The organism is Sinomonas susongensis, from assembly GCF_005877005.1.
GTDB lineage: Bacteria > Actinomycetota > Actinomycetes > Actinomycetales > Micrococcaceae > Sinomonas > Sinomonas susongensis.
Window position 1 is genome coordinate 115751 of sequence record NZ_SSNH01000005.1, and the last position, 22325, is coordinate 138075.

General features: G+C 69.5%; 24 protein-coding genes and 1 riboswitch. Of the genes, 15 read left to right on the plus strand and 9 right to left on the minus strand.

Translation table 11 applies throughout. The features are described from left to right. Window positions 1-29: 29 nt before the first annotated feature. The 3 genes from E6A21_RS08430 to E6A21_RS08440 all read left to right on the plus strand — a co-directional run bounded on the left by E6A21_RS08430 (window position 30) and on the right by E6A21_RS08440 (window position 3344). Window positions 30-1154, plus strand: a complete 1125-nt coding sequence (locus E6A21_RS08430) for an NAD(P)/FAD-dependent oxidoreductase (protein ID WP_138443702.1) — start codon at window positions 30-32, stop codon at window positions 1152-1154. Window positions 1155-1165: 11 nt separating this feature from the next. Then, the gene (locus E6A21_RS08435) at window positions 1166-2413 is read left to right on the plus strand and encodes an amidohydrolase family protein (protein WP_138443703.1); all 1248 of its coding nucleotides are present in this window, start codon (window positions 1166-1168) and stop codon (window positions 2411-2413) included. Between the two features lie 145 nt (window positions 2414-2558). After that, window positions 2559-3344 carry a CPBP family intramembrane glutamic endopeptidase gene (locus E6A21_RS08440; RefSeq protein WP_138443704.1) on the plus strand — a complete coding sequence of 262 codons (786 nt, stop codon included), beginning with the start codon at window positions 2559-2561 and terminating at the stop codon, window positions 3342-3344. An 11-nt stretch (window positions 3345-3355) separates the two neighbouring features. Here the strand turns inward: E6A21_RS08440 and E6A21_RS08445 are convergent, their stop codons facing one another. From E6A21_RS08445 to E6A21_RS08465, 5 genes are read right to left on the minus strand one after another with little or no spacing between them, the layout of a single operon-like run. Next, on the minus strand, window positions 3356-3994 hold the full coding sequence (locus E6A21_RS08445) for a VOC family protein (RefSeq protein WP_138443705.1): 639 nt from the start codon (window positions 3992-3994) through the stop codon (window positions 3356-3358). 47 nt (window positions 3995-4041) lie between these two features. After that, window positions 4042-5079 carry a sensor histidine kinase gene (locus E6A21_RS08450; protein ID WP_138443706.1) on the minus strand — a complete coding sequence of 346 codons (1038 nt, stop codon included), beginning with the start codon at window positions 5077-5079 and terminating at the stop codon, window positions 4042-4044. Beyond that, a complete protein-coding gene (locus E6A21_RS08455; RefSeq protein WP_342777848.1) occupies window positions 5076-5744 on the minus strand; it encodes a response regulator transcription factor in 669 nt (222 codons plus the stop codon). Before E6A21_RS08455 ends, E6A21_RS08450 begins: the two co-directional genes overlap by 4 nt. Before the next feature lie 54 nt (window positions 5745-5798). Continuing rightward, window positions 5799-6455, minus strand: coding sequence for a DedA family protein (locus E6A21_RS08460; RefSeq protein ID WP_138443708.1), 657 nt, complete (start codon window positions 6453-6455; stop codon window positions 5799-5801). Window positions 6456-6474: 19 nt separating this feature from the next. Continuing rightward, window positions 6475-7212, minus strand: a complete 738-nt coding sequence (locus tag E6A21_RS08465; protein ID WP_138443709.1) for a phosphatase PAP2 family protein — start codon at window positions 7210-7212, stop codon at window positions 6475-6477. A 287-nt stretch (window positions 7213-7499) separates the two neighbouring features. Here E6A21_RS08465 and E6A21_RS08470 point away from each other — a divergent pair, with 287 nt between their 5' ends. From E6A21_RS08470 to E6A21_RS08495, 6 genes are all read left to right on the plus strand, one after another. Next, window positions 7500-7724 carry a helix-turn-helix transcriptional regulator gene (locus E6A21_RS08470; RefSeq protein ID WP_138443710.1) on the plus strand — a complete coding sequence of 75 codons (225 nt, stop codon included), beginning with the start codon at window positions 7500-7502 and terminating at the stop codon, window positions 7722-7724. Next, window positions 7721-8941 carry a type II toxin-antitoxin system HipA family toxin gene (locus E6A21_RS08475; RefSeq protein WP_138443711.1) on the plus strand — a complete coding sequence of 407 codons (1221 nt, stop codon included), beginning with the start codon at window positions 7721-7723 and terminating at the stop codon, window positions 8939-8941. The genes E6A21_RS08470 and E6A21_RS08475 overlap by 4 nt, the downstream gene beginning before the upstream one ends. A gap of 151 nt (window positions 8942-9092) precedes the next feature. Next, a riboswitch (SAM riboswitch) is annotated at window positions 9093-9204 on the plus strand. A 13-nt stretch (window positions 9205-9217) separates the two neighbouring features. Continuing rightward, a complete protein-coding gene (locus E6A21_RS08480) occupies window positions 9218-10597 on the plus strand; it encodes a bifunctional o-acetylhomoserine/o-acetylserine sulfhydrylase (protein ID WP_138443712.1) in 1380 nt (459 codons plus the stop codon). Next, window positions 10594-11754 carry a homoserine O-acetyltransferase MetX gene (gene metX, locus E6A21_RS08485; RefSeq protein ID WP_138443713.1) on the plus strand — a complete coding sequence of 387 codons (1161 nt, stop codon included), beginning with the start codon at window positions 10594-10596 and terminating at the stop codon, window positions 11752-11754. Before E6A21_RS08480 ends, metX begins: the two co-directional genes overlap by 4 nt. A gap of 123 nt (window positions 11755-11877) precedes the next feature. Then, window positions 11878-12171: a hypothetical protein gene (locus E6A21_RS08490; protein WP_138443714.1), complete on the plus strand. Its 294-nt coding sequence runs from the start codon at window positions 11878-11880 to the stop codon at window positions 12169-12171. A gap of 1 nt (window position 12172) precedes the next feature. Continuing rightward, window positions 12173-13069, plus strand: a complete 897-nt coding sequence (locus tag E6A21_RS08495; RefSeq protein ID WP_212745893.1) for an FAD:protein FMN transferase — start codon at window positions 12173-12175, stop codon at window positions 13067-13069. Here E6A21_RS08495 and E6A21_RS08500 read toward each other — a convergent pair. Together E6A21_RS08500 and E6A21_RS08505 are read right to left on the minus strand one after the other, a co-directional pair. Continuing rightward, window positions 13056-13628 (minus strand): hypothetical protein, encoded by a 573-nt coding sequence (locus E6A21_RS08500; RefSeq protein WP_138443716.1) that lies wholly within the window; start codon window positions 13626-13628, stop codon window positions 13056-13058. The genes E6A21_RS08495 and E6A21_RS08500 overlap by 14 nt on opposite strands. Window positions 13629-13637: 9 nt before the next feature. Further along, window positions 13638-14522: an SGNH/GDSL hydrolase family protein gene (locus E6A21_RS08505; RefSeq protein ID WP_138443717.1), complete on the minus strand. Its 885-nt coding sequence runs from the start codon at window positions 14520-14522 to the stop codon at window positions 13638-13640. A 170-nt stretch (window positions 14523-14692) separates the two neighbouring features. Between E6A21_RS08505 and E6A21_RS08510 the strand changes: the two genes are divergently transcribed. Beyond that, the gene (locus E6A21_RS08510) at window positions 14693-15433 is read left to right on the plus strand and encodes an alpha/beta hydrolase (protein ID WP_138443718.1); all 741 of its coding nucleotides are present in this window, start codon (window positions 14693-14695) and stop codon (window positions 15431-15433) included. 78 nt (window positions 15434-15511) lie between these two features. On the opposite strand, the gene E6A21_RS08515 is transcribed toward E6A21_RS08510, so the two are convergent. After that, window positions 15512-15727 carry an RNA-binding S4 domain-containing protein gene (locus tag E6A21_RS08515; protein ID WP_138443719.1) on the minus strand — a complete coding sequence of 72 codons (216 nt, stop codon included), beginning with the start codon at window positions 15725-15727 and terminating at the stop codon, window positions 15512-15514. 86 nt (window positions 15728-15813) lie between these two features. Here E6A21_RS08515 and E6A21_RS08520 point away from each other — a divergent pair, with 86 nt between their 5' ends. From E6A21_RS08520 to E6A21_RS08530, 3 genes are read left to right on the plus strand one after another with little or no spacing between them, the layout of a single operon-like run. Then, window positions 15814-17199: a glycine--tRNA ligase gene (locus tag E6A21_RS08520; RefSeq protein ID WP_138443720.1), complete on the plus strand. Its 1386-nt coding sequence runs from the start codon at window positions 15814-15816 to the stop codon at window positions 17197-17199. A 57-nt stretch (window positions 17200-17256) separates the two neighbouring features. Next, a complete protein-coding gene (locus E6A21_RS08525) occupies window positions 17257-18258 on the plus strand; it encodes a GNAT family N-acetyltransferase (protein ID WP_138443721.1) in 1002 nt (333 codons plus the stop codon). A gap of 24 nt (window positions 18259-18282) precedes the next feature. Next, a complete protein-coding gene (locus E6A21_RS08530; RefSeq protein WP_138443840.1) occupies window positions 18283-19557 on the plus strand; it encodes a YibE/F family protein in 1275 nt (424 codons plus the stop codon). Here E6A21_RS08530 and E6A21_RS08535 read toward each other — a convergent pair. Further along, window positions 19554-20210, minus strand: a complete 657-nt coding sequence (locus E6A21_RS08535) for an NADPH-dependent F420 reductase (RefSeq protein ID WP_138443841.1) — start codon at window positions 20208-20210, stop codon at window positions 19554-19556. The two genes, E6A21_RS08530 and E6A21_RS08535, sit on opposite strands and share 4 nt — an antisense overlap. Before the next feature lie 137 nt (window positions 20211-20347). On the opposite strand from E6A21_RS08535, the gene E6A21_RS08540 reads away from it, so the two are divergent. Both E6A21_RS08540 and E6A21_RS08545 read left to right on the plus strand, forming a co-directional pair. Further along, the gene (locus E6A21_RS08540; protein WP_138443722.1) at window positions 20348-21232 is read left to right on the plus strand and encodes an ATP-grasp domain-containing protein; all 885 of its coding nucleotides are present in this window, start codon (window positions 20348-20350) and stop codon (window positions 21230-21232) included. Between the two features lie 403 nt (window positions 21233-21635). Continuing rightward, window positions 21636-22298: a hypothetical protein gene (locus E6A21_RS08545; protein ID WP_138443723.1), complete on the plus strand. Its 663-nt coding sequence runs from the start codon at window positions 21636-21638 to the stop codon at window positions 22296-22298. The last annotated feature ends 27 nt before the right edge of the window (window positions 22299-22325 follow it).

Here is a 22325-nt window from a genome sequence, read left to right on the forward strand (position 1 = left end):
CACCGAACTCGGGCGGTATCGTGGGCCGCATGGCCTCCCTGGACAGCACCAATGACGTAGATGTCCTCATCGTCGGCGGCGGCATCGCCGGCCTTTCGCTAGCGGCACGGCTGGCGGGGCAGTGCCGAGTGGCGCTTGTGGAGGCGGAGCAGAGCCTCGCCTATCACACGTCCGCGCGCTCGGCTCAGCAGCTCATCCCCAGCTACGGGCCGACCCCCGTCCAAGACCTCACACGGCGCACGCTCGTGACGCTCCGCAACGCCCTCGACGACGAGGGCAGGCGCCTCGCGTGGCCCAGCCGCTTCATGCTGGTGGGCCGGAGAGGCGACGTGGCCGCCGAAGCCCATGCGGGCATGCGTCACCTCGAGCCCGGGGAGGCAAGGGCGCTCTCGCCCGTCCTGCGCGAGGGCTCCTTCGAGGCGGCCGCACTCGACAACGATTCGGTCCGCACAGACGCTCCGGCGCTGCTTGCACATCATGAGGGGCGGGCCCGGCAGGGCGGCGTCGCGATCCACTTGGGGAGCGGCGTCCACACCGCCCAGCGCGTCGGCGACGGTTGGCTCGTGGGCGCGGGTTCAGAGGCCTTCCACGCGGCAAGCGTCGTGGACGCGGCAGGTGCCTGGGCGGACGACCTCGCGGTGGTCTTCGGCGTCGAGCGCCTCGGCCTCCAGCCGTACCGGCGCACGGCGGCGCTCGTCTCGCTCGCCGAGCCGCTCGACCCTGAGTCGCCGATGGTCGCAGCGGCCGACGACACTTGGTACTTCCGCCCGGACGCGGCCGGAGCCCTTGTCTCGCCCTCCGAGACCGAGCCGAGCCGGGCCGAGGACGCAATGCCCCGCCCCGGTGACGTGGAGCGCACAATCCGCCTCATCCGGCAGATCGCGGACTTGCCGGTGACAGGTATCGTCCGGGCCTGGACCGGCCTGCGCACGGCTGCGCCCGATGGGGTTCCCGTTCTCGGGTTCGACCCGGAAGCGCCGGGATTCTTCTGGCTCGCCGGGCAGGGCGGGTACGGATTCCAGACCTCCGCTGCGATGGCCGACCACGCTGCAGAGCAGCTGCTCGCCGGGCCCGACGCGATCCGGACGGGTGCGCATCCGGTATCCGAGACGGAGCGCGCCCTCGATCCGCATCGGCTGTCGGTGCGCCGCTAGAGGATGGCTGCATGAGCAGTGCGACGACCCTCCTTGTAGACAACATCGGCGAGCTCTCGACCCAGCATTGGGAGGACGGCACCGCCGCGTCCGCCGCGGCGAGCGTGATCCGGGGTGCCGCCGTCGTGCTCGAGGGGGAGCGGATCGCCTGGGTGGGGCCGTCGTCGTCGGCACCTGCCGCCGACGACAGGTACGACGCCGGGGGCCGCGCCGCTCTCCCCGGCTGGGTGGACTCGCACAGCCATCTCGTCTTCGCGGGCGACCGCACGGCCGAGTTCGAGGCGCGGATGGCCGGCGAGGCGTATGCCGCCGGCGGCATCGGGGTGACGACGGCGGCAACGCGGGAGGCGTCCGACGACGAGCTCCGCGGCCTGCTCGCGGCACGCATCAGGGAGGCGGCCGCGGGAGGGACGACGTATCTCGAGACGAAGACCGGGTACGGCCTCGACGTTCCGAACGAGCGCCGGAGCGCGGAGCTCGCGGCGGAGGTCGCGGACGAGGTGACGTACCTCGGGGCGCACCTTGTTCCCGCCGGCGCCGACCCGGACGAGTACACAGAGCTCGTGTGCACGGAGATGCTCGACGCCGTGCGGCCGTACGTCCGCTGGGCGGACGTGTTCTGCGAGCGGGGTGCGTTCACCGAGGAGCAGTCGCGCCGCGTTCTCGTGGCGTGCCGGGATGCCGGGCTCGGTCTTCGGGTGCACGGGAACCAGCTCGGCCCCGGCGCTGGCGTGCGCCTCGCGGTCGAGGTCGGTGCCGCGAGCGTGGACCACGTGAACTTCGTCGACGACGCCGACGTCGTTGCGCTGGCCCGCACTTGGAGCGATTGGGCGGGTCCGGGCTCAGCAGCCGGCGCGGGTACCGTGGCCACCGTTCTGCCCGCTTGCGACCTCTCGACCCGCGCCCCGCTGGCCCCGGCGCGTCGGCTCCTGGACGCCGGTGTCGAGGTCGCGATCGCCTCGAACTGCAACCCCGGCACGAGCTACACGAGCTCGATCGCGTTCTGCGTCACGACGGCCGTGCTCCAGATGGGCCTGAGTGTTCAGGAAGCAGTCCGGGCGGCAACGTTCGGGGGTGCGCTCGCGCTCCGGCGTCACATGGGACGCGACGAGGACGGCCAGCGCGCCGTCGGCTCGATCGCCGTCGGCCACCGCGCCGATCTCCAGCTCCTCGACGCGCCGTCGGCGACGCACCTCGCGTACCGGCCGGGCATGCCCCTCACCTACGCCGTGTGGCGGGCCGGCAAGCGCGTGCGCTGAAGGCCCGCGGCCTGGTTCCCGGCCGAAGGGCCCCGCCAATGGCCGCTCCAATCCCCGCCGCAATGGCCGTGCTGATGGTCGTGCCGGACCATGATGATCTGCGGCGGCGCGCTCATCGAGGCTCGGCCTAGGGCAGGATGGATGCATGCCCGATGCACCCGCCGTCGTCCGTTCCGCCCATCGCACGCGCTGGCGCGCCCAGCTGCTCATCGTCCTGGGGCTCTCGCTCGGACAGTCCGCGGTGTACTCGGTGGTTCAGCTCCTCGACAAGGCGACGCAGGCACCGCTCGCGCAGGGAAAGTCGACGCTCAACACGACGCTCAGCCCGCGTGAGTACTTCGATCTGGTCTACCAGCTGCTCGACATCGTGTTCTCCCTCATGCCGGTCGCGCTCGCACTGTACTTCGTGTGGGAGGCCGCGGGGCGCGGAGGCTGGCGGCTCCCCTTCAGGCGCCTCGGCCTCGATCTGCGCAGGCCGGGACGCGATGTCCTCTACGGGGTGGCGCTGTTCCTTGCCATGGGCATCCCGTCGCTCGGCCTCTACTGGGCTGGCCGGCTGCTGGGCATCACGACCTCGATCATCCCGAGCGGGCTCGACCAGTACTGGTGGACCGTCCCAGTGCTCATCCTCTCCGCGGTGCGGCACGCGCTGCTCGAGGAGACGATCGTCGTCGGCTTCATGCTCGGGTGGCTCCGGAAGCTCGGATGGGGCCCGCGGGCGGCGGCCGTCGCGAGTTCGATCCTGCGGGGGAGCTACCACCTCTACCAGGGCATCGGACCCTTCTTCGGCAACGCCGTGATGGGCCTCGTGTTCTGCTGGGTGTACCGCCGCTACGGCCGCGTGATGCCGCTCGTCATCGCCCACGCGCTGCTCGACACCTTCGCGTTCGTCGGCTTCAGCCTCGTGGGCAAGGCCATCGGCCTCGGGTGAGGCTTCGCAAATCAGATGGTGACGAGGCCCTGGCCCGTGTCGAAGGTGACCGACATGATGCCGGGGGTGCCCTTCGGCGCGACCCACTCGACCTCGACGTCCTCGAGCGGTTTCTCGACCGGCTCGCCGAGCCACTCGGTGACCCTCTCCGCCGAGCCCGCGATCGTGAGCATCGTGACTCCGACCGTTCCGGGGTACGCGTTCGAGGGGTGCAGCTCGGGGTCGCCCTCCCACTTGAGCATGTAAGGGACCTGAGGGTCGGCGATGAGCCCGAGGATGCCGATCTGCTTCCACACGAGTTCCCGACCGTCGGGGAACTTGCGGTTGCCCGGAACGGCCTTGCGGCCGAGGCGCTCTTCGATGGGGGCGAGGTCCTCGACCTCGACGCACCAGCCCATCCACCCGCCGCCGGCGGCGGAGCGGGCGCGGACCGCCTGCCCGAACGGTGCCTTGTCCGAGGCGGGGTGATCGAGGACTTCGACGACCTCGAGGTAGTGGTGCCGCGTGAGCGGGATGATCATGTTGCGGGTGCCGAACCGAGGATGGACGCCGCCCTTGACCGCCTCGACGCCGAGTGCGCTGGCAATCCTCTCCGTTGTGGCGGCCAGGCCGTCAGGCTCGCAGGCATAAGAAACATGGTCCATACGCATGCAGTCATCTTGGCACTTTGTGACTGGGCTCTCAGCTTAGGGTTGCCTTACTTGGAAATCGCGAGCGGAAGTGCCACTTCCATCGTGGTCCCGCCTGCCCCGGTTTCGGCAATCCTGACCGATCCGCCGTTCCGGACGGCGATTTCCCGGACGAGCGCGAGGCCGATTCCGTAGCTACGGCGCGCGTCAAGCCGCGCCGTCGTGCCGCCGCGGGAGAACCTCTCGAAGACCCGCTCGGGGCTCGGTCCGGAGATCCCGGGCCCGGTGTCGGCGACCGTGAGGAGCGCCATCGTTCCCCGGCCCGTCGCGGTTGCCCCCTGAGCGGTCGCGGTCCGCACGCTGACCGTGACCCTACCCCCCTCGGGCGTGTACTTGAGCGCGTTGTCGGCAAGGGCGACGATGACGCGCCGGACGGCGGGCGCCGCGACCGCAACGGGTACGGGTTCATCGGTCGCCTCGACGGCGAGGTTGATGCCACGGTCGAGGGCCATGACCTCGAGGTCGGCGACGACGGTGCGGGCGAGCTCGGCGAGGTCGGTGGGGCTCTCGGTGAGGTCGGGTCCGGAGCCGGCGACGCCATGGAGGAGATCCTCGATGACGGCGGCGAGGGACGCGGAGTCGCTCCGGAGCTCCGCGAGGACCTCGGCAGCGTCGCTGTCGGGGCCGAGGCGTTTCTGCGCGAGCTGGATGCGGGTGTCGAGGACCGCTAGCGGCGTCCGGAGCTCGTGGCTTGCGTCCTGGACGAACCTCCGCTGGAGGGCGAGCGCCTCGCCGAGCGGGCGGACGGCCCTCCGTGCGCTCAGGACCCCGACGACGCCCCCGAGCACGATGCCCGCGATCCCGCCGACCACGAGGATCCCGAGCACGTCGACGATGTCCAGCACGACCTGCGGCTCGGAACGCTGGAGGTGCGAGAGCACCTCTGCCGGCTGCGACTTGGCCCACAGGAACACGGCGGCTCCCGCGAGCAGCAGCACGACGACGACGGCGACCGCTCCCGCGATCTGCACCCCCACCCGGAGCGCGGCACGGCGGAGCGCGACTTCGTCCGAGTTCCGGGCGCGGTGCGGGCGGCGCCAGCTCATTCGAGCCCGCCGAGCTGGTATCCGATCCCGTGGACGGTCCTGATCACCGACTTGTCCGTCTTCTTCCGTAGGTAATGGACGTAGGTGTCGACAACGCCGGGCGTGTCACCCGCGTCGAACGCGACGGCGAGGAGCTCGGTGCGCGAGTGGACTCGCTCGGGCTCCCGCGCGAGCACGGTCAGCAGCGTGGCTTCGGCGCCCGAGAGCTCGACGCGATGACCGTAGGGCGAGGAGAGGATCCGGGTCCCAGGGTCGAGCTCCCATGAGCCGATCGCGAGGCGTTCGGGGCCCGGCGGCGCGTAGGTCCGCGTCATGGCCCTGATGCGGGCTGTGAGCTCGTCGGCGTCGAACGGCTTGACGAGGTAGTCGTCGGCGCCGGCATCGAGGCCCTCGACCTTGTCCGGAACGGTCCCGAGGGCCGTGAGCATGAGCACCGGCGTGGCAATGCCCCTGGACCGGAGCGCCTTCACGAGGTCCACGCCGTCGACGTGCGGGAGCCCGCGGTCGACGACGAGCGCCTCCCAGTCCTGGCCGGTCGCGAGGCGGAGGCCCTCGCGGCCGTCGGCCGCAAGGGTGACCTCGAAGTCCGAGGCGAGGAGCTCCACGACGAGCGGGCCGAGCTGGCGGTCGTCCTCGACGAGGAGCACACGGGGTCGGAGGTCCATGGGAGCCATTCTCCCAAGGATGCCGTCTCCGACCCCATCACCCATGGGCCGAGGTCAGTCCGCCTCTCCGGCGAACTCGGCAGAAGAGTCCTCGGCCCGTTCGGCCTGGGCGTTGCGCGCGTTCTTCGCTGCGCGACGGTGGCGCAGGGCCTCGATGCCGATCGGGACGACGGAGGCGACCACGATGAGAACCGAGAGCACGTCGATGTTGTTCTTGATGAACTCGACGTGGCCGAGCCACACGCCGAGCAGCGTCACGGACACCGCCCAGGCGACGGCGCCGAGCACGTTCCAGCCGAGGAACTTACGGTACGGGTACCGGGCAGCGCCCGCTACGAGCGGCGTATAGGTGCGCACGATCGGCACGAAGCGGGCCAGAACGAGCGCGCGGCCGCCGTAGCGGGTGAAGAACGATTCCGCGCTCTCGAGATGGCTGAGCTTGAGGATCCTTGCGTCCTCTTTGAACCATCGTCTGCCGACGACCCTGCCGAGCATGTAGCCCGCCTGGTCTCCCGCGATGGCAGCGATCGCAACCACGAGGATGAGGACGGGCAGCGAGAGGCCCAGCTGGGCGTGCAGGAGTCCCACGGTGAAGAGAAGCGAGTCGCCGGGGAGGAACGGGAAGAGGAGGCCGGATTCGATGAAGACGATGAGGCCGACGACGCCGAGCACCCAGGGGCCGGCACCGACGAGGAGGGAGGTGGGATCCATCAGGAGCTTCTTTCGGAGGTCAGCGGTACTCGAGGCGCGTCACGAATGGGACGCGGGCGAGCAAGGACGGAGCGAAGCGGTTCCATAGACCGCACCACAGGAGGATGCCTGCGATCGACGCGGGGAACGACGCGATGACGTCGATGGGGTAGTGGACCCCGACGTAGACGCGGGAGACGGCGACGAGGCCGGAGAAGACCATGCCCACCACGAGCACCCACTGGCCCCAGCGCTTGTGCCGGAACAGGAAGTAGAGCGCGATCGTGAGGGACACTGCAAAGCACACGTGGCCGCTCGGGAAGCTGTTGGGATCCATGTCGGGCGAGATCGGGTTGGCAAGGAGGCTCGCGTCCGGACGCTGCCGGTGCACGGCGTACTTGAACAAGAGGCTGAAGACCCAGCCGAAGCCCGTGATCGATGCGACCGCGAGGGCATCGATCGGCGTCCGCCGGACGAACCACAGGAATGCGATGAGCACGAGGAGGATCACGACGGCGCCCGACGGCCCAAGGATCTTCTCGAGGGCGAGGGAGAGGGTGTTGATCAGGCCCGTGTGCTCCGTGCTCATCGACTGGTCGATCGAGAGCTCGGCGCCTGTGATGGCAGAGCTCTTCGCGACGAAGCCGCCGATCAGGACGATGACGCTGATCACCACGGGGGTGATGATCCAGTGGCGCAGGCTCGGCAGGGTGGCCAGCCGGCTGCGCGGGGTGCGGTTCACAGGGGCGCTCTGCCCCGCGAAGTCGTATGAGGTCATGGCCCTATCCTGCCCTGTCCCATCTAAGACGGTTCTAAGAACCGCTCAGAAGTGACGAGGGCAACCAGATAGGCGCGGCACGGCACCGCGCTGGACGCGCGCTGGCGGTACGAACGTGCCGGTCCCGAGGTTCCACGGTGGCTTGACTCACAATGAGGACTGTGAGGACTATAGGACCGGAACGATCGTTCCGAGGTGCTCAAATAGGGAAGCGCTCGAATAAGAAGAATTAGGCGCACGAAGCAATTGGCGCACGCAATAGCAGTCGGAGGCGGGCAGGAGCCGGGATGAGCGAAGCGAGCGGTGAGATCGCGATGCGGGTGCGGGAGCGTCGTCGTGCGCTGGCCCTCACCCAGCAGGACCTGGCCGACCTCGCCGGAGTCTCCGAACGCTTCGTGCGCTTCGTCGAACAGGGCAAGCCCAGCATCCGCCTCGATGCGCTGACTGCGGTGCTCGAGGCGCTCGGACTCGAGCTGGACGTCGTGCCCCGTCGGGCCGGGAGGCCGAGGTGACCCGGCACCGCATCGCAGACGTCTACAAAGCAGGCGTTCTCGCGGCCCGCCTTGAGCGCGTCGAGCACGGGACCCGTTTCTCCTACCTGCCCGGCTACCTCGCAGCGCACCGGGATCCGGTCGCGACAACCCTCCCGCTCAGCCCCCACCCCGTCGAGACTCCGGCCGGAGCCGTGCCCGCGTTCTTCACCGGGCTCCTGCCCGAGGGCCGCCGGCTCGCGTCCCTCCGCCGGGCGGTCAAGACGAGCGCGGACGACGAGCTCGGGCTCCTCATGGCGGCGGGCGGTGACCCCGTGGGGGACGTCCAGATCGTGCCGCACGGAGAACCTCTCTCGGGCCACGATCGCGACCTCGACCACGCCGTGGAGTTCGATGCCCGGCAGCCACCGGACTTCGCCGCGCTCGTCGACGACCCCACGCTCGTCGACCCCAAGGCGCTCGCGGGCATCCAGGACAAGCTGAGTGCGGGGATGATCTCGCTTCCGGCTGCGGAGGCCGGGCGGCGCTACATCCTCAAGCTCAACGCACCGGAATTCCCGCACGTCGTCGAGAACGAGTACCTCATGTACCGCTTTGCCGCACGCCTGCGGCTGCCGCTGAGCCGGGTCCGGATCGTGCACGATGTCGAGGGGCGCTCGGGACTCCTCGTCGAGCGCTTCGACCGCCCCGTCCTGCTTGGCGGGGGCAACGCCCGCCTCGCGGTCGAGGACGGCTCGCAGCTCCTCGGCCTCTACCCCGCGGACAAGTACAACGTGAGCTACGAGGAGCTCTGCCGCGCGGTCGCGTCGCATTGTGCGGCGCAGCTCCCCGCGCTCCGGAACCTCTCGCTGCAGGCCGCGTTCGCCTGGCTCACCGGCAACGGCGACCTCCACGCGAAGAACGTCTCGGTCGTCCGCGGGCTCATGGCAGCGGGGGAGTGGACGGTCGCGCCCGTCTACGACATCCCCTCCACGGTGCCCTACGGCGACCGGTCGCTCGCCCTTCCGCTGGGAGGCAAGCGCACGGGCATCTCCCGGCGCCACTTCCTCGCATGGGCCGCCGAACTCGGCCTCCCACCACGGGCCGGGGTCGGCGTCGTCGACACAGCGCTGCGGGCGGCGGCGCCGCTCCTCGCGGCCCTCGAGGCGCACGACGGCGGCCCCTCGCCTTTCGGGCCCGCGCTGACCCGCTCGTGGGTCAAGGAGCTGCGCCACAGGCGCCGCCTTCTCGAGGGCTAGGCAGGGCGCTTGAGGGGTAGACGCGGCGTTCGAGGGCTGGGCACGGCGTTCGAGGGCTGGGCACGGCGTTCGAGGGCTGGGCACTGTGCGGCGCTTCACACACGGTCACACACTTGTCCGCTCGAATCCGCGGCCTCCTACACTCGCAACAGGTCATGAGTGCCAGCGTCAAACCCCGGTTTGCTGGCCGGCAACCCTCCGCTGCGGTGGGGTGCCCCGGGTGAGGACCTGGTCCGGCGGGAGCCGCCGGTCAAGTGCAGCTCAAAGGAGATTGCTATGTCCAGCAACCCCGAGTGGTCGTTCGAGACCCGTCAGATCCATGTCGGCCAGACCCCCGACGCCGAGACCGGCGCCCGGGCGCTGCCGATCTACCAGACGACGTCGTTCGTCTTCCCCAGCGCCGAGAGCGCGGCCAACCGCTTCGCGCTCGCGGAGCTCGCGCCCATCTACACGCGCATCGGCAACCCCACCCAGGACGCCGTCGAGCAGCGCATCGCAAGCCTCGAGGGCGGGGTCGGCGCGCTCCTGCTCGCCTCCGGGCAGGCCGCAACGACGTACGCGATCCTCAACGTGGCCGATTCAGGCGATCACGTGGTCGCGAGCGCGAGCCTCTACGGGGGCACCTACAACCTGCTCAAGCTCACGCTGCGCAAGTTCGGGATCGAGACGACCTTCGTCCAGGACCCCGACAGCCTCGACGAGTGGAGGTCGGCCGTCCGGCCGAACACCAAGGCGTTCTTCGCGGAGTCGATCTCGAACCCCCGCCAGAACGTCCTGGACCTCGAGGAAGTCGCTGCGGTCGCGCACGAGGCGGGTGTGCCGTTCATCGTCGACAACACCGTCGCAACCCCGTACCTCCTGCGCCCGCTCGAGCATGGAGCCGATGTCGTGGTGCACTCCGCGACGAAGTACCTGGGCGGCCACGGAACCGCGATCGCGGGCGTCATCGTCGACGGCGGCACGTTCGACTACTCGAACGAGCCGGACCGGTTCCCCGGCTTCAACACCCCTGACGAGAGCTACAACGGCCTTGTGTTCGCGCGCGATCTCGGCGTCGACGGGATCCTCGGCGCCAACCTCGCCTACATCCTCAAGGCCCGCGTCCAGCTGCTCCGCGACCTCGGCTCAGCGGTGGCGCCGTTCAACGCCTTCCTCATCGCCCAGGGGCTCGAGACCCTGAGCCTGCGGGTCGAGCGGCACGTCGAGAACGCCGCGAGGGTGGCGCAGTGGCTCGAGGCGCGCGACGACGTGGCTTCGGTGGCGTATGCGGGCCTTGAATCGAGCCCCTGGTACGAGCTGGGGCAGAAGTACGCGCCGAAGGGCCAGGGCGCGATCGTGTCGTTCGAACTCGCGAGCAGCGATGTCCCGCCGGCGGAGGCCGGGAAGGCCTTCGTCGACGCCCTCTCGCTCCATTCGCACGTGGCGAACATCGGCGACGTCCGCTCGCTCGTCATCCACCCGGCGTCGACGACCCACGCGCAGCTCTCCGAGGAGCAGCAGCGCGCGGCAGGTGTGACCCCCGGGCTCGTGCGCCTCGCCGTCGGCATCGAGAACATCTCGGACATCCTCGCCGACCTGGAGGAGGGCTTCGCGGCCGCCGCTGCCGTCAACGCCGAGGGGGCGGTCCGCACACCTGTCGCCGAGCCGGTCGAATGACGGTTGTGGATCGCTCCACGCCAGCCCCTGCTGACGCCCCTGCAGTTGCTCCTCGCACCGAGGAACCGCTCGACGGCGTACTGCGCACCGTCGCTGTCGGGGCCCTCCAGCTCGAGGCAGGCGGCGCCCTTCCAGAAGTCGAGCTCGCCTACGAGACATGGGGCACGCTCAACGCGGAGGCCTCCAACGCCGTCCTCATCCAGCACGCGCTCACGGGCGACACCCACGTGGCCGCGGGCCGCGGGCCCGAACCCGGTTGGTGGGAGGCGCTCGTGGGACCGGGCAAGCCGGTCGACACGGACAGGTACTTCGTCGTCTCGGCCAACATGCTGGGTGGCTGCTACGGGAGCACCGGCCCGGCGTCGTTCGCTCCCGACGGAAGGCCTTGGGGCTCGCGTTTCCCCTTCGTCACGATGCGCGACTCGGTACGCGCTGAGGCCCGGCTCGCCGACCGCCTCGGTATCCGCCGCTGGCACGCCGTGGTGGGCGGCTCGATGGGCGGAGCCCGAGCGCTCGAATGGGCGGCGACCTACCCCGACCGGGTGCGGCATTGCGTCGTGGTCTCGGTCGGTGCCTACAGCACCGCCGAGCAGATCGCACTCGCGCAGGCGCAGGTCCTCGCCATCCGCCAGGACCCGAACTACCGCGACGGCGACTACTACGGCGGACCGCCCCCGGAGGCGGGCCTCGGCCTTGCCCGGAGGATTGCGCACATCAGCTACCGTTCGGAGGCCGAGCTCGGCTTCCGGTTCGGGCGCCGCGGCCAGGGGTCCGAGAATCCGTTCCATGCGCCCGACGGAGCGGCCTCGCGCGGTCGGTATCAGGTGGAGAGCTACCTCGATCACCAAGCCGAGAAGCTCGTGGGGCGGTTCGATGCGAACAGCTATGTGATCTTGACCGAGGCCCTCATGAGCCACGATGTAGGGCGGGGACGGGGAGGCGTCCAGAGCGCACTCTCGTCCGCGAGGGCGGAGTTCTTCCTGGCCGCCGTCACCTCGGACCGGCTCTACTTCCCGGAGCAGAGCGAGGAGCTCGCCCGCGCCCTGCCGGGCGATGTCCCGGTTCACATGATCGACGCGAAGATCGGCCACGACGGGTTCCTCACGGAAATCGGGCAGCTCGGGACTCAGCTGAGGCGGCGCGTCTTCACTCTCTGACACCTCGGCCCTGTGGACTCCCACAGGGAGTCCACAGGCGCCACTCCTGGAAGACTCAAGGGGATGCCGCACTCTGGAACTACGGCGCTGCCGCGAGTACAACCGGAGTCAGGGAGGGCAGTCATGGGCCAGAACATCCGCGAGGCGGGACGACGCCGGGCCCGCGTTGCCGCTGTCGCGGTCGGGGCCTCGAGCGCGCTGGCGGCCGCCGCCATTGCGGCGGCCGTCTACGCTCCGGCTTCCGCCCAGAACGTGTCGAATACCTCGGGCGGCACATCGGGCAATCTCGGAACCGGCGGAAGCTCCTCCGGCTCCAATGGAGGCTCCCAGCAGGACCAGCAGCAGTTCCCGCAATTCCAGCAGGGCCTGCAGCCATCACAGGGCGGCGGGGCCTTCGGCCATTCGTCGGGTTCCTGACGTGCCCGCCTCCTCCGACTTCGAGGCCTTCACGTGCGCCTGCCGACTCGCCGTCGCGGATGAGGACGTGCTTGAGCCAGCCCTCGAATGTCTCCGATCATTCGTCGCCCAAGTGGACGAGGCCTGCAGCCGGTTCCGCCCCGATTCGGAGCTGAGCCGCCTCCAACGGGCTGGCGGGGGAGTGGCCAGCCCACTCCTCGCTTCGCTCATCCGGACAGCCCTCGACGCGGCCGAGCGCAGCAACGGCGACGTCACGCCGACTCTGGGAAACGAACTCGCGGACCTCGGCTACGGCCCTCGAGTCGAGGGCGGCATCATCGAGAGGGTGCTGCCCAGCGAGAGCTGGCGAGCGGTGCGGGTCGACGACGACGGCGTGCTCACCCTCCCGCCCGGCGTCGCCCTCGATCTGGGAGCCACGGCGAAGGCAGCAGCCGCTGACTCCGCCGCGAGGGAAATCCACGAACGCTGGGGAACGTCCGTCCTCGTCTCCCTCGGCGGGGACCTTGCAACGGCGGGACCGGATGCGTGGGAGGTCTTCGTACAAGACCTTCCCGGCGATCCATGCACCCAGGTTCGCCTCGGCGGCGGCTGGGCCATGGCGACGTCGAGCACCCAGAAGAGACGGTGGCGGTCGGGCGCTCTCGAGCTCCACCACATCCTCGACCCGCGCACGTCCCTTCCCGCCGAGCGGGTCTGGCGGAGCGTGTCCGTAGCGGCCCCCGACTGCGTGAGTGCCAACCTGGCGAGCACGGCCGCGATCGTCAGGGGTGAGCGTGCTCTGCCTTGGCTCCGTGCGCTCGGCTACCCCTCATGGCTCGTCCGCGAGGATGGCCGCGTCCTCGAGCTCAATGGCTGGCCGGTCGAGCCTCGTCCGCGTGGGCTTGTCAGCCCCGCATGACTTCGTTCCGGGCCTTCATGTACTCCTCGAGCGAGATCTTCTGCTCGGTGAACTTCCGGTCCAGCTCGGCCAGCTTCCGCGCCCGGTAGCCCTGGGGCTCCGAGCTCTCGGGAATGGGCGGCACCTCGGGAACGGTCTGTCCCGGCATGGTCTGTCCCGGCATGGTCTGTCCGGCCATGGACTGCTCAGGCATGCCGGCCATGGACTGATCCGGCATGCGCTGGGGAGCGGAGCCCGTGCGGTCAGGCGTGCGAGAAGCATCGGGGATCGTCTGCCCCGGGAAGCTTCCGGGCGGGATGGGCTGCTGCCACCAGGCACCCTCGCCGGGAGGCGTCCCCGTCGGCTGGCTCTCGGGCGGCTGGCTGCCGGAGGGCTGGCTCGGGGGTGGCGGCTGCGGCCCGGGGAAACCGCGGGGGTATGGGTTGCCGGGGTATCCGCCATAGCGGTTGTAGCCACGATCGCGCGGGGGGAGCTGCCGGCGCCGCGGATCTTGGCCCATTCGCCGGATGATGATGGGGATCACCCACCCGAAGACGACGACCAGCCAGAAGAAGCTCACGTCCGTCTCCTACCTTCCACCATCATCAGGGTCAGCGAGTGCGCCCTCGATCGCGGCGTCTCCCGATCCCAAGGGTACGCCTACCCCGAAGACGGGGGCCGCCGTCGGGCGCTTCGCCGAGATGCCGTCGCCGCTCGACTTGTGGCGGATCCGCCTGATCACCCAGGGGACGAAGTACTCGCGGGCCCACACGAGGTCTTCGCCCCGGGCAGTCCGCCATGACCGGCTCGGCAGAGGGGCCGGATCCATTGGGGAGAGCTCGTGCCGGACGTTGAGAGCCTCGAGCGCCATGATGGCGATCGTGTGATGTCCGAGCGGGGAGAAGTGGAGCCGATCGCTTGCCCACATGCGGGAGTCGGAGAGCTGCCTCAGGCTCCACATGTCGGCGATGATGGCGTCGTGGCGCGCGGCCACTGTCCGGAGATTCTCGTTGTAGATCGCGACCTTGCCCCTGATGGCGGCCAGTACCGGGGTCGAACCGATGTCGGGCCCATTGAACAGGAGCACAGTGGCACCGCTGTCGGCGAGGCGGCCGACGGCGGCGTCAAGCTTCACGGCGAGGGCGTCCGGGTCGCTCCCGGGCCGGAGGAGGTCGTTCCCACCGGCCGAGATGGTCACGAGGTCGGGAACGAGCGCGAGGGCTGGCTCGAGCTGCTCGTCGATGATCTGCTGCAGGAGACGCCCACGGATGGCGAGATTGGCGTAGGCGAAGTCCTCGCTCCCTCGAGAGAGCTCCTCGGCGAGACGGTCTGCCCAGCCGCGGTGTCCGCCCGGCGAATCCGGACTCGGGTCACCGATGCCCTCCGTGAAGGAATCGCCCATGGCGACATAGCGGTGCCACGGGTGGCGCTCGCCCTCGGCGAGCTCTGCTTCGCGTTGGCTGGTCTGGGTCATCTCGCTTTTCGCTCCGCTCCGGTTTCCTCTTTGGTGCAGCGACTTCCTCTTCGGTGCAGCGACGTTCCTTCCCTGCATTAAACGCCGCGGATGCCCCGTCTGTGCCCTCGGGCAACAGTTGGTCGGCACGCGAATGCTTGACAGTTCAACTATGTGCGAGAATGGTCGGCATGACTGAGGCTCCGAGCGTTTCCCGCTACATCGAAAGCTACCCGGCCCCGTATGCAGTCTGGAACCGCCCCGAAGAAGAGCGCCCAGAGACCCCGCTCATCGTGCTGCTGCACGGGTACGGCGCGAACGAGGCCGACCTCATGGGCTTGGCTCCGCTCCTCCCCGAGGAATTCACAGTCGTCTCGCTGCGCGCGCCGCAGGTGCTCGCCCCGGGGGCATACCAGTGGTTCCCGCTCGTCGCGGCCGACGACTTCGGCCTCGCCCAAGTCGAGGCGGCCAGCGAGTACGCCCTCGGATGGCTCGACGGCCTCCGCGCCGACCATACCTCCGTCACGCTCCTGGGGTTCTCGATGGGCATGGCCATGGCGACGACGCTCCTGCGGCGCCGCCCTGATGAATTCGCAGCCGTCGTGGGCCTCTCGGGGTTCGCGATCGACCCCTCGCTGAACGGCGGCTCGGGGCAGGACGGCTCGGGGCAGGACGGCTCGGGGCAGGACGCCTCGGGTGCGTGGGCGTACGTGCGCGACGAGGAATTGGACGGCGCAGTGCCGTTCTTCTGGGGTCGCGACCAGGCGGACCCGGTCATCACGCCGGACAAGGTCGCCTACACCCACGAGTGGCTCCGGGACCACGTCGACGTCACGAAGGTCGTCTACGAGGGGATCCGCCACAGCATCAGCGTCCCCGAGATGGGCCACGTCGCCGAGTTTTTGAGGCTCAAAGTGCTTGAGAGGGTCTGATGAGGGCTGCGGCTTCCGAGGGCTGCGGCTTCCGAGGGCTGCGGCTTCTGAGGGCTGCGGCTTCCGGTGCTGTGGTCCTCAGGCCAGCGCGACGAGTCGGACCTTCTCGCCGTTGACCTCGACGACGTCGCCCGCCGCGAGCTGGCGACCGCGGCGCTCCTCGATATCGCCGTTGACCTTGACGAGGCCGTTGCGGATGAGGTCGGCCGCCTCGACTCCGTCTTCGACGAGCGAGGCCAGCTTCAGGAGCTGCCCCAGGCGGATGGTGCCTTCACGGATCTCGACCTCATGCATGGCACTCACTTTAACCGCCGGTAGGCTTGACCGGAGGACATCACCGGACCGCACCCAGCGGCCCTGATCAGTATGGAGGACATCTCTTGGCACCCAAATCCCAACTGGACGCGATCGTCTCCCTGGCGAAGCGCCGCGGATTCGTCTTCCAGGCGGGTGAGATCTACGGAGGCTCCCGCTCGGCCTGGGACTACGGCCCGCTCGGCGTGGAGCTGAAGGAGAACATCAAGGAGCAGTGGTGGCAGACGTTCGTCCGCGGCCGCGAGGACATGGTGGGCCTCGACTCCTCCGTCATCCTCCCGAAGCAGGTGTGGGAGGCCTCCGGCCACGTCGCGACGTTCACCGACCCGCTCGTCGAGTGCCTCAACTGCCACAAGCGCCACCGTCAGGATCACCTCATCGAGGCGTACGTGGCCAAGAAGGGCCGCGAGCCCGAGAACGGCATGGAATCCATCACGTGCCCCGACTGCGGCGTCACGGGGAAATGGACGGAGCCCCAGATGTTCTCCGGCCTCATGAAGACGTTCCTCGGCCCCGTCGACAACGCAGAGGGCCTGCACTACATGCGGCCCGAGACGGCGCAGGGCATCTTCGTGAACTTCAACAACGTCGTCACGGCATCCCGGAAGAAGCCGCCGTTCGGCATCGGGCAGATCGGCAAGGCGTTCCGCAACGAGATCACGCCCGGGAACTTCATCTTCCGCACCCGTGAGTTCGAGCAGATGGAGATCGAGTACTTCACGGCGCCGGCGGACGCCGACGAGTGGTTCAAGCATTGGGTCGACGCGTGCTGGAACTGGTTCGTGGACCTCGGAATCAACCCCGACCACATGCGGAAGTTCGACGTGCCCAAGGAAGAGCGCGCGCACTACTCCGCGGGCACGATCGACCTCGAGTACCGGTTCGGGTTCCAGGGCAACGAGTGGGGCGAGCTCATGGGCGTCGCCAACCGGACGGACTTCGATCTCGGGAGCCACTCGAAGGCCTCGGGCCACGAACTGAGCTACTTCGACCAGACCACCAACGAGCGGTACATCCCGTACGTGATCGAGCCCTCGTTCGGGCTCACGCGTTCGATGATGGCGTTCCTCGTCGACGCCTACTCCGAGGATGAGGCGCCGAACACGAAGGGCGGCGTCGACAAGCGGACCGTACTGCGCCTCGATCCCCGCCTCGCCCCCGTGAAGGCGGCCGTCCTGCCGCTCAGCCGCAACGAGGACCTCTCGCCCAAGGCCCGGGACCTCGCGGCCGAGCTCCGGAAGCACTGGAACATCGACTTCGACGACGCCGGGGCGATCGGTCGGCGCTACCGCCGCCAGGACGAGGTGGGCACCCCGTTCTGCATCACCGTCGACTTCGACACGCTCGAGGACCACGCCGTGACCATCCGCGAACGCGACACGATGTCCCAGGAACGGGTCTCGCTCGACAAGGTCCAGGGCTATCTCTTCGAGCGCCTCACGAAGAACTGATCTCGTCGGTGCAACCGATGTCTCAGCAACCGATACGGCAAGGAGCGGGCGGACCGCGTGGCTGAACTGACCTACCGACCGTGGCATGCGGGCGACGACCAGAACCTCCTGCAGATCTGGGGCGACCCAGAGGGGCCTGCCGTGGAGCAGTTCCGCGGCCAGCTCGCGCCCGACGCAGACCACGACGACGCGACCGGCTCGGTCTGGCGCCGGTGCCTCGTGGCCGAGGACCAGGGGATCCCGGTGGCCGCAGGGGTCGTGTACGAGAGCACGCTTCATCCCGAGCGGATGTGGGCCTACGTCGAGGTCGCGCGGGACCACCGCCGGCATGGCGTGGGCACCGAGCTCCTCCGGCGCCTCCGCGAGGCGGCGCTGCTCGCCCCCGGCGGGGTGAAGCCGCTGCGGACGAAGGCGGCGTCGGGCAGCACGGGGGAGGCCTTTGCGGGGGTTCGCGGCTTTGCGCCGCTGCAGCGCTCGCGGCACGTCGTCGTCCGCCCCGGCACCCTGAAGCTCCCCGTGTTCGGCGACGGCTCGGAGGAGGAGAGCTCCCAGCTCGTCCAGGATCTGGCGACGGGCTCCGTCGAGCTGAGTGACGCCGTCGGCCGCTACTACGCCGCTGTGCACGCGTGGGACCCGCCTGCGCCGCTCAGCGTCGGGAGGGCGCAGCAGCTCTTCCTCTCGGACGGCTCGGGCGCGCACGGGGCCGTGGTCCTTCGGGCCCCAGCCCGCAGTGCGTTCGGGGCTGGCGCTCCGGCGACCAAGAAGGGAAGGCTGCGTGCCTTCGCCGTCAGCTACGCGTCGCCTGGGCCGGCCGCCTCCGGTAAGGGGACGGACGACGGCGAAGAGCCCACCGAGGTTCTCCTGGGCCACAACACGGAGCTCGATCCCGCCGACGCGCGCGAGGCTGTGCGTGGCCTGCTGGCGCTCATCGCCTACCAGCACCCCGTGCTGCTCGAGGTGGACGATTCGATGGAGGCCGTGCGCGCTACAGTCGATCCGCTCCTCGAGGCCGGGGCGGCCACCCAGCTCGGTCCCGACACCCTCGTCCTCGGCGACTGACCCGTGGGCTCGGGCCACGGCGGGATGGGCCACGGCGGGATAGGCCACGGCAATTCGAGCGCCGGCGAGCCTGAACTCACGCCCGCCGCGGCCCTCGCGCGTCGGCGTGCGACGTGGATCCTCGCAGCGATCCTCGTCCCACTCGGACTCGTGACCCTCGTGGCGATGATCGTCCTGTGGCCCTCGGGCGATCGGAGCGGGCTCAAGCTCTCGAACCCGTATGCCGTGGCCCAGGGTGTCTCGATGGACACGGGAACCGTCCAGACCGTGCAGCAGTCAGGGTGCACCCTCGGCCAGGCGCTCTCCCAATGCACCGTCGCCGTCACCCAGCCCGATACGGGCGGGGTCACGGTGCAGGTCGCGATGAATCCGGACGTCATGGTCTCGCACGGCGTCAAGGCCGGGGACCGGATCCGGTACCTCAACCTCTCACGGCTCCAGGCGCCATCGGCGGGCGCTGCGGCCGGGCCGGCAGCGCCGTCCTACGTCTTCGTCGACTTCGTCCGCACGGTGCCCATCCTGCTGCTCGCGGGGCTGTACGCCGTCGTCGTCGTGGCCGTCGCGCGGTGGCGCGGACTTCGGGCGCTCCTCGGGCTTGGGGGAGCCTACGCCGTGCTGGCCCTCTTCGTCCTTCCGGGCCTCGTCGAGGGCAAGCCGCCGCTCCTGCTCGCCGTCGTGGGGTCGACGGCGATCATGATGGGTGTGCTCTACTTCGCGCACGGCGTCTCCGCCCGGACGTCGACTGCGCTCCTCGGAACCATCTTCGGCCTCGGCGTGACGGCGCTCCTGGCGTGGTGGGCAGTCGACGCCGGCAATCTGACGGGCGTCGGCTCTCACGACGCAGCGTCCCTCGTGAACCTCGGCGGAAAGCTCTCGATCTCGGGCACGATCCTGTGTGGGCTCGTCATCGCCAGCCTCGGAGCGCTCAACGACGTCACCATCACCCAGGCGTCCGCGGTATGGGAGCTGTACGAGCTCGCGCCCCGCACGTCGGCTCGCAGCCTGTTCTCGTCGGCCCTGCGAATCGGGCGCGATCACATCGCCTCGACCGTCTACACGGTCGCCTTCGCCTACGCAGGGGCGGCGCTGCCGGTGCTCCTGCTCGTCATGCTCTACGACCGCCCGCTGCTCGAGGCACTCACCGGCCCCGAACTCGTCGAAGAGGTCGTCAGGACGCTTGTCGGCTCGATTGGGCTCGTCCTCGCGATTCCGTTGACGACGGCGGTTGCCGTCGCCGTTGTCAAGGCGACGGGGGCGGCCCGGCTGGCGCCGGTTCCCGCCCCCGAAGCCGCACACTAGCGCGGCGGCATGTCGCGGTAGCGCTTGGCCGCCGCGAGAGCATTCGTGAGGCCCGCCTTGTCGAGCCGCGGCCCGTACCCGGGCGTGTTCGGCTGGATGCGCCATCCCTCTGCGAGTGGCCCCGCGTCGACGACGTCGAAGCCGAATTCGTCGATGAGGTGCGTCACCTGGGCCCTCGCGCCCTCGTCGTCGCCGGCGATGAAGAGGGCACGCCGGTCCGGCGATCCTGCCGGAAGCGGGTGCTCGGTAAGCTCGCGGGCGTAGATGTGGTTGAACGCCTTCACAACATGCGAAGCCGGCAGATGGGCCTGGAGCAGTTCGGAGCTCGTCTTCTCCTCCGACTCGAGCTCGGGGATCGATCCGTCGCGCTGCGGATAGTAGTTGTTGGTGTCGATGATTGTCTTCCCGGCGAGTTCGTCGACGGGCACGTCGCCGATGTTCTTGAGCGGGATCGAGACGACGGCAATGTCCGCCGCGCGTGCCGCCTCACGGGCGGTGGCAGCCCTCGCATGCGGGCCGAGCTCGGCGACGAGCCCGGAAAGGGTCTCGGGGCCGCGCGAGTTGCTCATCACCACGTCGTAGCCGGAGCGCACCGCGAGGCGCGCGAGCTGGGAGCCGATGTGTCCACTGCCGATGAAGCCGATCGTTGTCATGTGGGGTGCAACCGCGAAGGACACGCAGTATTCCCGCTCGAACCCTCTCCCACTTCCAGGGGACTTTCCAAGGGACGAATTCCGGGGCCGAGGGCAGCGCCACCCGCCCGTGGGTCAGTCCGGGTAGGGTGATGAGAATGAATCGCAATACTGCCCGACCCGTCCTGCTCCTGGCGACGTGGCGGGGGCGCCCCGGCGGGGAAAACGGCGGAGACCGGCTCGTCCATGCTTGCGCGGAGCTGGGCGTCGACGCCCATTGGGCGGTGTGGGACGACCCGGGCGTGGACTGGTCCCGGGCCGACGCGGTCGCCATCCGGTCGACCTGGGACTATCACGAGCGCCTCCCCGAGTTCCTCGAGTGGGCCCATCGCACCGCGGCGGACACCCGCCTGCTCAACGGAGCCGAAGCCGTGGCTTGGAGTGCGGACAAGGCCTATCTCCTCGATCTCGCCCGCGCTGGTGTGCCCGCGGTCCCGACAACGGAGCTGCACCGAGACGGGACGAGGCTCGCCGAGGTGTTTACGCGGTGGGGGCCGGTGGTCGTGAAACCGAGGGTCGGCGCAGGCGGCTGCGGGGTGGCCCTCCTCGCGGACCCGGGACAGGACGGCGTCCCTGCCGCACCCGGCGTCCCTGCCGCACCCCGTGCCAATAAAGGCACCGTCGAGGCCCCTGCGTACGACGACGGCGGATGGCTCGCGCAGCCGTACGTCGGCTCCATCCACTCGTTGGGCGAGTCCTCGGTATTCGTGTTCGCCGGCGTCCCGTCCACACAGGTGGACAAGGCCGCCTCGAGGCGTGCCGTGGCCCTCGGCGATGAGCGGGCCGAGGTCGCCCTCGCCGCCGTCGGTGCAGCCGAGGATCACATCGGCCGCGTGCCGGACTACGCGCGAGTCGACCTTCTGAATTGGGAGGGGCGGTGGTGCGTCAGCGAACTCGAGCTCATCGAGCCGAGCCTCTACCTCGACGTCGAGCCACTGAACGCAAGGTATTTCGCCGCACTGGTCTGCAACTGCATCGCGTAGGCGCGGGTTCGGGGGGTTATCCACATAGGCCCCCGCCGAGGCCCCCGCTCTGGTGCGGTCACGTAGCGTCGCTCCCAACAGGCGCTCCAGAAACAGGGCGCCGGGGGGAGCGGGGGAAACCATGGGCAAGGCAGCGAGGCTGAAGAACGACCGTTCAGCGGAAACCAGCCCCGAATCACCAGACCCGTACATTCCAGGATTCACGGCGAGCAGGGCGGATCTCCTGAGGGGCCACTGCGCGGAAGCCGTCAGAAGTCTCGGCTACCGGGCGTGGGACAGACGAAGCCACATCGTCATCACGGGAGGACCTTTCCGGCCTCCCGGCGCGACCCTCGGATTCTCAGCAATCGCCCGAGAAGCGGCCCGGGCCCGAGAGGATGCTTGGCCTGATCTCGTTGCGGACATGATCGGGCAGCTCATCGCAAGCGCGCTCGCCGCCCCTCCGCACCTCGATCGGGACGAGTTGGGGAAGCAGCTGTTCCCCCGGTTCTCAGCGGCGGGCCGGATCCCCGAAGGCCGGCTCTCCGAGGACTACACCTATGCGCGAAGGGTGGGCGGGATGCCGCTCCTGCTGGCGGTCCGCCACAGCCAGGCCTCCGCGCTGCTTGCCGACATCCACCTCGCAAGGGCCGGCGGGGTTGAGGCCGCGTGGCGGGCTGCCGAATCGAACCTCTTCGAAGCGGGCCCAGGGGAGCTCTCGGTCTACACGTCCCCGGCCGGTGCGGCGGTGCTCGTATGCGAGTCCGAGCACCCTCGTCAGGCCGCATGGCTCGCGTATCCCGAGCGCCTCATGGAGGTCCTGGGGCTCGAGATCGGCCCGAGGGGAGCATTGTTCTGCGTTCCCGCGCACCGGTTGCTCGGGATTCATATCCTGGGTGAGCGCAGCACGGCTGAGACGGCTGAGGACGCGAAGGCCATGCTCGAACTTGCTCGGATTCTGGGCGAAGACGAGATCGCTCCTCTCAGCGGTGACCTCTTCTGGTGGCGGCCCGGGAAACCCGTAGTCGGGATCTCGTCGGAGGCCGTCGTGGAGGGACTGCCGGCGTTTGACACAATGGACGGGTGACTGCTGTGCCCTCTGCTCCCTCCGAAG

Coding starts and splice junctions, on each gene's coding strand:
- metX (WP_138443713.1), top strand. CDS start 10,594: ATGACGGTTGTGGATCGCTCCACGCCAGCCCCTGCTGACGCCCCTGCA.
- E6A21_RS08505 (WP_138443717.1), bottom strand. CDS start 14,522: ATGACCCAGACCAGCCAACGCGAAGCAGAGCTCGCCGAGGGCGAGCGC.
- E6A21_RS08440 (WP_138443704.1), top strand. CDS start 2,559: ATGCCCGATGCACCCGCCGTCGTCCGTTCCGCCCATCGCACGCGCTGG.
- E6A21_RS08540 (WP_138443722.1), top strand. CDS start 20,348: ATGAATCGCAATACTGCCCGACCCGTCCTGCTCCTGGCGACGTGGCGG.
- E6A21_RS08530 (WP_138443840.1), top strand. CDS start 18,283: ATGGGCCACGGCGGGATAGGCCACGGCAATTCGAGCGCCGGCGAGCCT.
- E6A21_RS08450 (WP_138443706.1), bottom strand. CDS start 5,079: ATGAGCTGGCGCCGCCCGCACCGCGCCCGGAACTCGGACGAAGTCGCG.
- E6A21_RS08490 (WP_138443714.1), top strand. CDS start 11,878: ATGGGCCAGAACATCCGCGAGGCGGGACGACGCCGGGCCCGCGTTGCC.
- E6A21_RS08430 (WP_138443702.1), top strand. CDS start 30: ATGGCCTCCCTGGACAGCACCAATGACGTAGATGTCCTCATCGTCGGC.
- E6A21_RS08445 (WP_138443705.1), bottom strand. CDS start 3,994: ATGCGTATGGACCATGTTTCTTATGCCTGCGAGCCTGACGGCCTGGCC.
- E6A21_RS08435 (WP_138443703.1), top strand. CDS start 1,166: ATGAGCAGTGCGACGACCCTCCTTGTAGACAACATCGGCGAGCTCTCG.
- E6A21_RS08470 (WP_138443710.1), top strand. CDS start 7,500: ATGAGCGAAGCGAGCGGTGAGATCGCGATGCGGGTGCGGGAGCGTCGT.
- E6A21_RS08535 (WP_138443841.1), bottom strand. CDS start 20,210: ATGACAACGATCGGCTTCATCGGCAGTGGACACATCGGCTCCCAGCTC.
- E6A21_RS08455 (WP_342777848.1), bottom strand. CDS start 5,744: ATGGACCTCCGACCCCGTGTGCTCCTCGTCGAGGACGACCGCCAGCTC.
- E6A21_RS08460 (WP_138443708.1), bottom strand. CDS start 6,455: ATGGATCCCACCTCCCTCCTCGTCGGTGCCGGCCCCTGGGTGCTCGGC.
- E6A21_RS08510 (WP_138443718.1), top strand. CDS start 14,693: ATGACTGAGGCTCCGAGCGTTTCCCGCTACATCGAAAGCTACCCGGCC.
- E6A21_RS08480 (WP_138443712.1), top strand. CDS start 9,218: ATGTCCAGCAACCCCGAGTGGTCGTTCGAGACCCGTCAGATCCATGTC.
- E6A21_RS08545 (WP_138443723.1), top strand. CDS start 21,636: ATGATCGGGCAGCTCATCGCAAGCGCGCTCGCCGCCCCTCCGCACCTC.
- E6A21_RS08515 (WP_138443719.1), bottom strand. CDS start 15,727: ATGCATGAGGTCGAGATCCGTGAAGGCACCATCCGCCTGGGGCAGCTC.
- E6A21_RS08465 (WP_138443709.1), bottom strand. CDS start 7,212: ATGACCTCATACGACTTCGCGGGGCAGAGCGCCCCTGTGAACCGCACC.